15 protein-coding genes are annotated in these 12351 nt (G+C 56.7%); all 15 read right to left on the bottom strand.

The genetic code is table 11. The features are described from left to right. Positions 1–3 precede the first annotated feature (3 nt). Positions 4–786 (bottom strand): TIGR03759 family integrating conjugative element protein, encoded by a 783-nt coding sequence (locus QCD60_RS29505; RefSeq protein ID WP_279781300.1) that lies wholly within the window; start codon positions 784–786, stop codon positions 4–6. Next, entirely contained in the window at positions 783–1598 is an 816-nt protein-coding gene (locus tag QCD60_RS29500; RefSeq protein ID WP_279791002.1) for a hypothetical protein, read from the bottom strand. The genes QCD60_RS29505 and QCD60_RS29500 overlap by 4 nt, the downstream gene beginning before the upstream one ends. An 11-nt stretch (positions 1599–1609) precedes the next feature. After that, entirely contained in the window at positions 1610–2272 is a 663-nt protein-coding gene (locus QCD60_RS29495) for a hypothetical protein (RefSeq protein ID WP_279791000.1), read from the bottom strand. A gap of 162 nt (positions 2273–2434) precedes the next feature. Then, the gene (locus QCD60_RS29490) at positions 2435–3331 is read right to left on the bottom strand and encodes a hypothetical protein (RefSeq protein ID WP_279790998.1); all 897 of its coding nucleotides are present in this window, start codon (positions 3329–3331) and stop codon (positions 2435–2437) included. A 221-nt stretch (positions 3332–3552) separates the two neighbouring features. Then, on the bottom strand, positions 3553–3783 hold the full coding sequence (locus QCD60_RS29485; RefSeq protein WP_279790996.1) for a hypothetical protein: 231 nt from the start codon (positions 3781–3783) through the stop codon (positions 3553–3555). A 33-nt stretch (positions 3784–3816) separates the two neighbouring features. After that, complete coding sequence (gene radC, locus QCD60_RS29480; RefSeq protein ID WP_279790994.1) at positions 3817–4275, bottom strand: DNA repair protein RadC; 459 nt, start codon at positions 4273–4275, stop codon at positions 3817–3819. Further along, positions 4272–4583, bottom strand: coding sequence for a hypothetical protein (locus tag QCD60_RS29475; protein ID WP_279790992.1), 312 nt, complete (start codon positions 4581–4583; stop codon positions 4272–4274). The genes radC and QCD60_RS29475 overlap by 4 nt, the downstream gene beginning before the upstream one ends. Positions 4584–4691: 108 nt before the next feature. Beyond that, a complete protein-coding gene (locus QCD60_RS29470; protein WP_279790990.1) occupies positions 4692–5054 on the bottom strand; it encodes a hypothetical protein in 363 nt (120 codons plus the stop codon). A 92-nt stretch (positions 5055–5146) separates the two neighbouring features. Then, complete coding sequence (locus QCD60_RS29465) at positions 5147–5746, bottom strand: hypothetical protein (RefSeq protein ID WP_279787974.1); 600 nt, start codon at positions 5744–5746, stop codon at positions 5147–5149. Positions 5747–5789: 43 nt separating this feature from the next. Continuing rightward, a complete protein-coding gene (locus QCD60_RS29460; RefSeq protein WP_279790988.1) occupies positions 5790–6347 on the bottom strand; it encodes a hypothetical protein in 558 nt (185 codons plus the stop codon). A 111-nt stretch (positions 6348–6458) separates the two neighbouring features. Then, positions 6459–6836, bottom strand: a complete 378-nt coding sequence (locus tag QCD60_RS29455) for a hypothetical protein (protein ID WP_279790986.1) — start codon at positions 6834–6836, stop codon at positions 6459–6461. Positions 6837–6934: 98 nt separating this feature from the next. Then, positions 6935–7471, bottom strand: a complete 537-nt coding sequence (locus tag QCD60_RS29450; RefSeq protein ID WP_279790984.1) for a hypothetical protein — start codon at positions 7469–7471, stop codon at positions 6935–6937. Positions 7472–7574: 103 nt separating this feature from the next. After that, positions 7575–8213: a hypothetical protein gene (locus QCD60_RS29445; RefSeq protein ID WP_279790982.1), complete on the bottom strand. Its 639-nt coding sequence runs from the start codon at positions 8211–8213 to the stop codon at positions 7575–7577. Positions 8214–8357: 144 nt separating this feature from the next. Beyond that, a complete protein-coding gene (locus QCD60_RS29440) occupies positions 8358–8813 on the bottom strand; it encodes an STY4534 family ICE replication protein (RefSeq protein ID WP_279790979.1) in 456 nt (151 codons plus the stop codon). 1225 nt (positions 8814–10038) lie between these two features. Next, entirely contained in the window at positions 10039–12063 is a 2025-nt protein-coding gene (locus QCD60_RS29435) for a DNA topoisomerase III (protein WP_279790977.1), read from the bottom strand. Positions 12064–12351 lie beyond the last annotated feature (288 nt).

The raw sequence follows: 12351 nt of genomic DNA, 5'->3' as shown, positions 1-12351 counted from the left end.
GCCTCATTCGTGCACGATTCGCCACTCACCGGCGACCTGTTGCATAAGACCGGGCAAATCACCGGCATGAGCAGCTCCGGCCATGGATGCCCAGGTGCCGTTATCATGGTTGAGGGTGATCTGCTTTGACTTGACGGCGGCGGGGCTGATCCCCCGTGCCAGTGCCCACAACTGAATGGTTCGGTCGTTACCCTCACTGCCGACCAGATAGATGTCGATCGGGCGGTTCTGGCTCAGCAGCTTTTTCAGCTCACGATCACAGAGCACGCAGTTATCACGCACAAATAATGAGACTCGTCCGGCGCTCATCACCCCCACCGATGGCACCGCAGGCTGACCAAAAGGTGACGCTGAAGAAGCAGGTGACGAACTGGCCAGCCCCATGATGGGCTGCGTGGTGGGGAGTAGCCGTGCCCAGGCCGCATCAACCGCTTTCTGGAAGGCGAGTTCTTTCTCCACCCGCACCGCCTCGGCTTTGACAAACAGCTCGGCGAAACGCCGTCTCTCTGCGTCTGTCTTAGCGGTGACCCCAAGGGTGGTAATCGGGTCCAGCCCCGGCGACCAGATCCCCCGCTGACCGGCCATGGCCTGCTGATATTGCGTCCACTCACCGGCGCTCAGCCCCCACTCCGCTGCGGTTGCAGAGGAATCGACGGCTTGTGATTGCGCCCCCTGAGACTGGGTCATCTGTGACGTTTCCGCGCGAGAGGTACCCACAGAACCTGCCAGACACTGACCCACAACCGACAGCGACACTCCCATTACCAGCCACTTTAGCGGCGTCATAACGCCACCTCCTGGCTACGCCCGCTGACGTTAAATACAGCGCGTCCATCACCCAGTGACTGCAATTTCCAGCCGGAATACACGCTCCCCACTTTCAGCAACACGACCTGCGATAACGATGAGGTCGCCGAGGGCGCGACGGATAAAAAGGACTCACCGCCCCGCACCTCAGCCCCCAGTACCACAAAGGGGGGCGTCAGGACCCGTGGCTTACTCGTGCGGGTCACCGGCTTTTTTGCAGAAGCCACCGTGACCTGCCGTGCCTGAACAGCGGCAGCGGCATTGGCCTCCACCTGAGCAGACTGCGCATCGAGACGGGCCGACATCACCGTGAGTGATGATTCCGCCACTCCCAGACGGTCACCGAGTCCGGCCAGCGCCTTGTGTAACTCCTCGGTCATGGCACTGCCGGCTCCCTGGCTGCGCTCCAGTTGATCGATTCGACTCGCCAGCCCGACCAGACCATTTGAGGTGGACGACAATGCCGTCAATTTCTGTTCCAGACCCGTGGTATAGCTGCGAAGCTCATTCAACTCCTTCTCCACCGCCTGGGCCTGAGCATTAATTACCGCTGATTGTTGCCGGTCGCTCGAACCCAGTTGCAGGTTCTGGTAGATGCCAAAACCTGATACCGCTAACGCCAGCACCCCCGAGAACAGCGCCAGTACGGCAAGGCCGTTACCGGAGCGCGATACAGCACGCCCACCACGATGGGATTCCGCCGCTATCGACGACTGATGAGGTGCCTGCTGAATAATGGGCTGGTTGTCATCGAGCACATCCAGTGCAGAGGGTTGATTATCCTGACTCATGGCCGTGCTCCTCACTGCTCACCGGACTGACGACGCGGACGCACAGGAGAGGGCACCGAGGCGGCCCCCATCTCACCCACCGCGCCGGCTTCACTCACCTGACCCACCGTCACTGTCGCCAGCGCCGGCGCGCTGACATCCACCACCTCTGCCGACGCGGCATAGCCTGGGCGTGGCACGTACTGCACCATGCGGTGCAATTCATCCACTTGCACCTGCCAGGCAGGACCTCCGAGCACCTGCAGTGCATCCCGGAGTGTCATCGACTCAATGCGGTAAAGCGGTGCAGGCAGCTCCGCGGTATAGAGCGGGTCGGTCACGGAGGAAGGCGCCGCCAGGGAGTAGCCCGACTTGGCCAGGACATAACGCACAGCATCGCCCAGTGTGGGCGACATCGAGGTGGGGATCTGGATGTCGACGATCTGCGCCATCAGATCAATTTGCGCGGCGTTGGGACCGACCGACACCTGGGTATACCGGCCGTAGGTCACGGTACTGGGAGACGCACTCGGCGCCACACCCGGCACCTGACCTGCGTAGACATCAGGATTTATCAGGTAGGGGCTGACCGATACGGGTTCAGGGGTAGGTTTAGGTTGCTGCTGGGCGCAGCCAGCCAGTACGGCCAGCGCAATAGCGATGATCGGATAGCGATAGCGGATAGGGGTGTACATATGAACCTCGCGACAACGTTGTGCGAGGCACAGTGCCGCAGGCGACTGAGCGCGTCAGTAAACAAACCTAACGGAGCAAGCGAGGGTTTATGGCCCCAAAAAACAAAATGGGGCTCACGCGGAGCCCCATTCGGTCAACAACATCAAAAAAGGATTAACGGGTTAACTGGAGGTCGTGGCCGTGCGCTCGATACCCTGGCGGCGTAGTGCGTCACGCTCAGATTTGGGAATTTGCATACATATATTTTCAGAAGACTTGCCGACCACAAGTGCAATATCTCTGATCATGACATTGTGACTCAGCATCTCCCGCGCCACCTCCAGTGCATTACGGCCCCTGGAAATCATCTGGCGGTACTCGTCCAAACGCTGGGCATCCAGCTCTTCCATCGACTTGGCCGAGTAATAGCTGCCGGGTAACTCTGCGACCAACTGCTCAGGATCAATAGCGCACTCTGAAGTGTCCCGTTTGGGCCATGAGGTCTTCGTTTTGCCATACAGGGCGGCGACATCCACCCCGAAAATATCGGCCAGCAGCTGTGTCAGTGCGGCATGCCCACCGAGCTTCAATCCTAAAAAGGTACCCGGATTACTACTACCGTGATCCATCCCAACCTGCTGTAGCAGGGAAGCGACCATCCGTTCTTTTTCCGCTTCACCGCGGTGTTGTTGCAACAACTTAAACAGGACATACAGGACGATTGGCCCTTCAACATTGGCCTCGTACAGTGCCGCCACAACAGCAGGGTAATCATAGGCATAGCCTGCACCACCAAACACCGCCTCCTGATAGATGCCGATCATATCGACCCCCAGCGCGGTACGAACATCCAGCTGCATACGGGTATAGATCTCGGGGCGACGATGGCTGGGTATCTCCAGCTTATCTATCAGCGTAGAGCGGGGCATACCGACAAAATCAGCGAGAAAACCTAATTTGATACCGCGTTTCCGCAACAACACATACAAACACACGCTGGCAGGCACCTGCAGCTCATACAGCTGTTCTGTCAGCAGAGTGAGTTTAGGATCGTCATGGTAGTCAGTCGGTATCATCATCGTTCTCCGTAGCCGTCTCTCCCGTCCCGAATGCATTCATAGCGCAACGTGCGGTGGTGCTGGTGGCTTATATTAAGCGTGACAATATAAATCATATAGACAAATACCGCTGAGTTACAAAGTTTCAGGGTTACAAAACACGTCATTAAGCCCCACCAAAACAAAAACGGCCCCCGAAGGAGCCGTGCATCACGTCGTTTATCACGACCAAAGAGAAAGGATCAGTTTGCTGCTGACGCAGCCAACAGCGCATCCCATTGGGTTTTGAGAATACATCCCTCGCCGGGGACCAATGTCCATGGCGAGTCGTCCATCAGACGGTTGAGTTCGGCGATACGCAGAAACGTATCGTCGGTCTCCTGGCCCATCGCGCATATGAGGTCCAATTGTTCATACTCTGCCTGCAGTTGCAGGTATTGCGTCTGGGTCATTGGTTGAGTCAGTTCAGCCATGGTGGCCTCCAAAGGTTATGTTGAGTGGTTGAGTTAACACAGTTCGAGTTCTGCCATAGAGGTGACAGATTCACGGCCTATAACCATGTGATCCAGTACACGGATATCTACCAGTGCCAGCGCCTCCTTAAGGCGTCGGGTTAAGTCGATATCGGCGTCACTGGGCGAAGCATCCCCGCTGGGATGGTTGTGTGCAAAGATCACCGCTGCAGCATTGCGTTGCAGAGCCAGCTTGATCACTTCACGTGGGTACACCGGCGTTTCATCAAGGCTGCCGAAAAACAGCTCGTCGTAACGGATGACCCTGTGTCGGGTATCAAGAAACAGCACTGCAAACACCTCACGCTCACGGGCGGCCAGCTGCAGCCGCAGATAATCGCGTGCTGCGTCCGGTTCGTGAATCGCGGTACCTGGCTCGCGCAGGGCCCCCATCAGAATGGCTTTCGCCTGATCAATAATCGCGCGCTCTTCCGCACTGAGAGAGAAACTCATGCAGCTGCCACCTCTGATGACAGCCAGACATCCATCTCTGCAAACAGCGTAGTGACGCACTGCTGCCAGACGGGTGACAGAGAAAGATCCATCACACACTGCCGCTCCGTAGAGGACAGTGCAGCGACTTCCGTGGGTGACAACCCACCGAACAAACGCCAGTCGACGGCACACTCCCCGGGCTCAGCCCAGGGGCACTCTGGCCAGAACATGGCCGAGTGCGTGAACTTATATATGGGAAACTGTGCAGCGCGTCGCTGCATGAGCATGGCGGCGAACTGAAAAAGTGACAGAACAGTGGCATCCATAACGGGCCTCTGGGGTGAATACCCCGGTTGCGCCGGCAGGGAATCTGCCCATAGGGACAGATCCCCATGGGCAGTGAAAGAAAAGCAGTAACGAGAGAGGAGCGCTGATCAGCGCACGGACTGCAGACGCAGACCGGGCTCTTCAAAGCGCAGTAAAGCGCGTTCCAGGTTCAGCACATACCGGGCCAAAGCCAGGTTGTCAGGACACCCCAAACGATCAGCCAACAAGGTCAGCTCATGCTGATCCGCTTGCTCTTTCCGTTTTACGTAAGAGTTCGCTTCACACTCAAGCCTATAGGCCAGCAGCTCCACAAAGTGAGCCTCAAAACCGTCTGAGTTTTCGATATTCCACAACCGGCCACCCTGACGCCAGCGCAGTTTCAGCGCCTCGATCTCCTGTGGAGCACGAGGTGTTGCCTGAAACAGCGTGACAGCGGTGAACGAAGTAGTACGAGCAGGTGAATTCATCATGGTGTTCTCCAAAACAGTAGACGGAGAAACACCCCTGGGGGAGTGTTTCCCCCAGGGATGGTTAATGTGAAACGTCAGCGTGTAGTCAGACGTCAGGCAGGTTCAGGTGAACCCGGCAAACGTCCCCATTGTTGAATCGCAGGCTCACCGGCCAGTACACAGGACAAGCTCAGCTGCTCACGCAGCCGATGCTCTTTCTCCTGCCAGGCCGATGCCTCGGCATACTGTTCCTGATGGATCAGCGATACCCAGGTATCGCTGATCTGATCCATCTGTGCCTGCGTAGCCAGCCACTGCTCACGTGGAATCAGTGCCACATTGTCTTGCCAGCTCCCCTGGATGTAGCGCTGGAGTACCGCGCCTTCGCATACAGGGTCCATACTGACAATCTCCATGGACTGAGGAAGAAGAACAGGGGCATGCGGGCCATGTTGCTCCGCTCTGACCTGAGCCAGACGTGCCATTTCCCGGAAATGCCCCTCCGCGACCTGCATCGCTTCCGCCACCTTGACCGACGCCTGAAGAGGCAGACGGATCGTGGTACGGGTACGCAGGGGACCGGAGTAATAAGGTGCACAGCCCAGCTCAAAAGCGATGTCACTGTGAATGACGATCAGGCCATCGGGCACGATCACATCCCACAGACACGTCACTGTTTGCGCCGCGTTCACCCTGGCGATAGTTGAGTTCATAACGTTCTCCCGAAGGTTCAAAGTGAAAAAAGCGTGAAACAGATCAGGCAGGTTCACCCGCCACAAGACGGGAGAGCCTGAGCCGGTCAGCCAGTACGGCTTCCCGACCCTGCCAGTCCGCTGCCTCAAGTGGGTCACCGTGTCTGATCAGCTCACTGCAGGTGCGACCGAAGAAGTCGATCTTCTCCTGCGTCACACGCCATCGTTCAGGGGGAATCAGGGCATAGTCCTCTTCCCACTGGCCGTCCTGGTAGCGTTGAAAATTCACGCCCCTGAAACTGGCCTCCTGACTGCGAATGGTCATGCTGACAGGAAGAAGAACAGGGGCATGCGGTCCAGCCTGTTCCACACTGACCTGTGCCAGATGGCGCAGGTATCGGAAATGCCCCTCCGCGTCCCTCATCGCCTCAGCCACACTGAGCGAGGCGTTGAGATCAATAGTCGCCTGCGACGAAAGACGTATCGGCGCCGTGCAGTACGGTGGGCAGACCACATCCAGCGTAATAGTGCTGTCAATGATGATCAGGCAACCAGGCACGATCACCTCAGACACCGGCGTGACGGTGTTAACCGTGTGTGCGGGAAAGGTAGTTGACGTCATAGCATGCTCCCGAAGGTTCCAATGGATAACGGGAAGCACCTGTCCCCGAAGGGAATGGGTGCCTCCGGGGTGGTAGTGAAAGGGTTAATGAGAGGTGTCGGAGCTATCCGTTCACACCGTGATCGGCGTCAGACAGATCGCACCATTCACCTCGGGCTCATAGGCAATGCCCTTGACCCAACTGAGGTGTTTTCGCTCACACTCGTGCCAGCTACGTTCAAATGCCGCAGCCAGCACCGGAGACAGGTTTAACGCGGTGGGGAAGGCCTGCATGGCTTCCCATGCGTCCTCCCCGGCAGCGTATGCGAAGCACTGGGCCTGTTGAGTATCGCCTTCGTCCAGATAGGATTGCGCAGCCTCTAAATGCTGCTTCATTCTGTCCAGCGCCTGAGCGATCACATGGCGCTCCTCGGCCAGCCACTGTTGCTTGGGCTGTCCGGTTAGCACGGAGGTGTCAGAGGCAAACGCTGAAATAAAGAGAATGCGCATAGTGGATCTCCAGGGTTCAAGGATGACCAGGAGAAACACCCCCAGAGGGAAGCATTTCCCCCAAGGGTGGTTGGTTAAATGGATAAGCGTAGGAGCGATCAGTTCACGTCATCATCGATGTCAGACAGATCAAACCCATGATGGGCATTGACCACCTGAGCTCGCCATGGGCGATCACTCCATACTTCGCGTTGGGTGTAATACGGATGCAGTACCGTGCTCTCCAGTTCCTCCCGAATCCGTTCATATTCACGGATCCAGCGAACCGAAGAACACCAGCTTTCGCCGTCGAACGACAGGAAACAGCCGTAGCCGCTGATGTCGTAGCCAGTCCAGGGATCGCGAACGGACTCGATACGCACCTCACGGAACATCGATCCCATCACCGCCGCCATGGCCAGGCTCATGGCCTGTGCCGTGAACACCTGGTGAGGCAGGGGTACATAACGAAAAGGACTGTCATCCGACAGAACCACCACCCGACAGTGCCGAAGCACCCCCAGATGTTTGAACAGATACATATCGGTACCCAGTTCAAGAGACCGACGTTGCTGGGCCAGCCAGCGTTTGTCGTCATCAGTCAGGTCGGAAGTGGAGCGGATACGGACAGTAGCAGTAGTGGATAGGGCTTTCATCGTGGATCTCCAGGGTTCAAGGATGGCCAGGAGAAACACTCACCCCATGAGGGAAAGCGTTTCCCCCAGTGGTGGTGTAATGAAAAAGCGAAAGAAAAATGCGTTACCGAGCAGTTTGCATCCAGCGCGTCACCGCGTGGATTTGCTTCAGCTCATGTAACTGCCAGTGTAGTCGGGACATTGAAACGGCTTCGCGAAGACGCTGGGCCTCAATCAATAATCTATTCGCAGTGTTGTAATTGCCTTCGCGTCGCTCGTTAATGCGCTGGATATCCAGCGCCTTCGCCATGGCTTCATGAAGTGGTAGATCTGCTATGGGCAGGTAACTATCAAACCATTGGCCGTCATGACGCTGAATTACTTCGCCACAACGACTCATGATTAACACCTGCTCTGGGACAAATTGCCCAAAATAGACGCCCTCATCACAGAGGTTATCCAGCCAGATCGTATGTTTCAGGGCGATCCCCCAGGACTGCAATGCCTCCAGCTCCAGATACTGCGGTGCCTGGTAGGGCACGGAGTGAGGGGTGGCCTTGCATGTCCACGGTCGCTGCTTGTCGTACTGCAGGATTTTTTTACCCTGCAGCGCAACATAAGCGCCGATAAGCGGGGTCGTACAGCGACTAAACTGCTGATCGAAATACCCTGCCATTTCACTCCTCAACCCACGCTGGAGTTGCAAAAGAAAAGCACGGTCTTCTCGGGTCAGGTCAGTACGTTTTGGTTGAGTGGTTACCACGGTATTCCTCCAGCATGGGGAATAGCCGTGCCCCAGGGGAAACGGTTATTCCCCTGGGTAGCAGTTGATCAGACAAAAAAAGACCCAGTACCGATCAGAGATCAGAACTGGGCCAATGACTGTGAAGCAAAATGGATTGAGTAGTTATGCCGCGTTAGCACCGGGTGTGCCTGCTGTATCAGCAGGAGCACCGCTCGCGTCGTCCGCTTTAGGCATCTGGTAAATCATTTCGCCATCTTTCTTGATCCAACGAATCATGAGCAGACGGCCTTTCAGACTGACACCTGTTTCACCCTTACGATCACCGGATGAATAGGTGAATACGTCAGGGTAGATGTCACCGATCTTGAAACTGATCAGCATCTTGCTGCCAGCCTCCACCGCTTGTTGACACCGAGCGATCAAACGTGCCGCTTCGGTGCCCGGCACGCGGACATCGAAATAGGTGTATTCCACATTGTTCGTATCACCCCGCAAGGCGGCGATAGAACAGGCCCAGAAGGGCTCTCCTTTTTTTGGCTCAACCAGGCGAATGCGGTTGATATAGCCAATGCCAGAAGTGTGTAAATCGAAAAACTGAGAAGCGTTTTGAGTAGTCATGGTAGAGCCTCCAAAAGGTTCGGAACGAAATGAACCCTGAGGAAGCCATGCCCCTGAAGGGAGGAGGACTCCCAGCAGGGTGATAACGAAATGTCGAAATAACGAAAATGGATGATCAGTCAGATCACTGAATGCGATCTGCTAACCGTTGCGTGAGAACGATGTTGAGTAGACATACAAGGTCACCTGTCGAGCCCATTTAATCAGAAGGCCGACAGGGTAGCGCCCTCAGGACGGCATGCCTGACGGACAGAAACGCGGAAAAGTCATGCCCGGACACCCCTATAGGGGCCGGACCAAAGTAGTGCAGTACAACGTAAGAAAGAGAAAATGGTATCAGCTGGCAGTGCCAGTGCGTGCCGTAGCCATGAGCCGAGATACTGTCCACGCAAATCACCATCCACCCGCAGATGGATCGCCGCCTTAGGTGTAGCGACTGGGTTTCAGTCATCAGACTGATAACGTGCGGCCATTTTTTCCGCCGCACCGAGGGAAGTCAAGTCAACGCACATCGGCCAACCCTCAGCTCATCGATGAGGATTAACCCGCAGACAGGGCTTCCCCCATCAACAACACATCAAAAAAAAGCAAAATAATCAAAATAGGGAAACAAGGTAGGGCGACGTCATAGCGACACACAGCGCCACAACGAAGCGTCGGGACGGGATACAGCAGGGTAGGGTAAGCGGCAGCAGCGCCGCCGCTCACATCATGGGAAGGGATAGATACAACGAATCACGTACAACAGCAGTAGAAAAACACAACAGCGGATAACAGAGCGACAGGAAAAGGATGGCTACTGCAATCTGTCGATTGCTGGCCGGTATCGTAGCCCGCGGCCTGATCAATGGCGTGGATCCCCACACAAACGGCTCCTGCAGCAGCTGGCAGGCACAGCGTTGAACAACAGGGCCAGAGGCACACCCCGAAGTGCACTGCCATCAATCACATACGGCAGAAAACTTCGGTGGTATGCCTGCCCATCAGAAGAGCAGAAAAACGAAAATCGCGAGAGGAAACAAACAGAGGAAGGCAGTGACCGTCGTCGGTACGGGAACCTCGTTCCCCTGTTTGTTGATCTTGCCTGGAACCCACATCGGACATCGGGCGACGCACTCTCACTCAGGCTGCGTCTTTGGGAGCCGCTATTGGACGTCAGCGGTCAACGTTTTGTAAGGCCATTATTACCAGCAAAAGTGAGCAGTGCAACCCATGAACCCTGACGTCATGCCGTGCCCTCCACCTTCTTGCGTGCCCGCTTCTTCTTGCCTCCACTATCGACTACCCCCTTACAGTCAGGGTAACGAGTACAGCCCCAAAACGGGCCATTGGCGCCACTGCGCTTGCGCATGGGCGCGGAACACAACGGACAGGCCTGTGTAGGAGTAGCGGCAATCTGTAACGCCCCGCGACCGGCTTGACGTGCCTCATTGACCAGATGGGTGATCCATTGCGCCTGAGTGGCCACAAACTGATCCAGTGTCAGCTCACCCCGCTCAATGGCCGACAGCGCCTGCTCCCACAGTGCCGTGGTCCCGGGATCAGTGAGCGGCTGGGGCAGAGCATCAATCAGCGACTGTGCTGCGTCCGTGGATTTGACCGACCGCTTACTGCTCAACAGAAACCCCCGTTTGATCAGCCCCTCGATAATGGCCGCCCGGGTGGCTTCGGTACCGATGCCAGACGTCTCGCTCAACTTGGCCTTCAGGCGTGGATCCGCCACATAACGCGCAATGCCTTTCATCGCGGCAATCAGCGTTCCCTGAGTAAAAAATTTGGGCGGCGTGGTCTTCTTCTCCACGACTTGGGCATCGGTGACCGGGCAAACTTGTCCTTGCTCCAACGGCGGCAACTCCTGCCCACCGGCATCGCTATCCTCAGCCTCATCAGACTCCGCCGCAGAAGACTTTGCCATCAGCGCCCGCCATCCGGTAACGGCGATCACTTTGCCCACAGCCTTAAACTGCTGCCCCAGCGCGACCAGCATCACCTCAGTCCGGTCATACTCGTGAGCAGGCATAAACTGCATCAGGTAATGAAGACGAATCAGTTCATACACCCGGCGCTCGTCCTCGGTCATCGCTGACAGATCAATCACTCCCATCGTCGGAATAATGGCGTGGTGGTCTGAGGCATTCACCTTCTCATCATTCCAGGCAGCTGACCGCAGCCGACTGTCCAGCTGCATCACCAGTGGCCCTAGGGACGGATCAGACTGAGCCAGTGCCTGCAGGACGGGTTTTACTTCCTCAAGCATCGCCACCGGCAGATAACGGCAATCACTGCGTGGATAGGTGGTGGCTTTATGTTTCTCATACAGCGACTGAGCGATATCCAGTGTCTGCTGAACGCCGAACCCGAATTTACGATCACAGATCTGCTGCAAGGCACTCAGGCTAAAGGGCAGGGGAGGCTGCTCCCGCATTCGCTTTACCTCCACAGAAGCGACCTGTGCCGCCTGCCCCCGGAGTCGGGCAGCCAGTTGCTGCGCAATCGGGCCGTTAATACAGCGGCCCTCCTCATCTGCCACCTGGGCCACGGGTAACCACTGCGCGGCAAAGGTGCGGCCATGGCCTCCGTCTGCCGTGATCACAACCTCAAAAAACGGCTTTGATACAAAGCGGGCGATCTCCCGATCCCGCGCGACCACCAGTGCCAGCGTAGGCGTCTGCACACGCCCGACTGATAGCACCCCCTGATAACCCTGCTGCTTTGCCAGCAGCGAGTACAGGCGGGTCATGTTCATACCGACGATATAGTCGGCTCGTGATCGGGCCAATGCCGACCAGTACAGGGGCTCCTTGGAGGCACCGGGCAACAGTGATGCCAGCGCTTTGCGCAACGTAGCCTCATCTTGAGAAGAAGCCCACAACCGATGCACAGGGCCTTTGCGCCAGTTGCAGTGCTCAATGATCTCACGGGCGATCATCTCCCCCTCACGCCCCGCATCTGTCGCAATCACTACTGAGGTGGCTTGAGTTAACAGAGACTTAATCGCTTTGAATTGCTTTGCCTTGTCAGCGTCCACCCGCATGGACCACTCGCCCGGGATCATGGGTAGCTGCTCCAGGCGCCATTCTTTCCAATTTGGGTTAATCTCGTCGGGTTCCGCCATCCGCAGTAAGTGGCCTATACACCAGGTCACTATGACGCCATTCCCCAGCAAACACCCCTCACCGCGCTTGCTTGCGCCAACGAGTGCGGCGATCTCTTTTGCTTGACTGGGCTTCTCACACAAAATCAGCTGCATTCCCCACCTCATCCCCTGTGCACATCACATATCAACGAGGCACAGGATCAGAAAAGACAGCGACAAATACCGCAGAGAACCCTCACGGGAACAGGAAGGAATGCCGCCACAGACAACTCATCAGCAGCGGCAGAAAGCAACGGAAGGGCAGGAGGAAAACACGGAACGAATCGCACCACCGGCCACGCAGTGGCCAGACGTGATGCCAGCCCCGCAGGGGCCAGCGGTGCCCAGCCACCCCACGGGGCGTTCGGTAGGACACCCACAGACATGCTAGCCCCGTAGGGG

This window comes from Pokkaliibacter sp. MBI-7 (assembly GCF_029846635.1).
Lineage (GTDB): Bacteria > Pseudomonadota > Gammaproteobacteria > Pseudomonadales > Balneatricaceae > Pokkaliibacter.
This window is presented reverse-complemented; position numbering and strand designations above follow the sequence as displayed.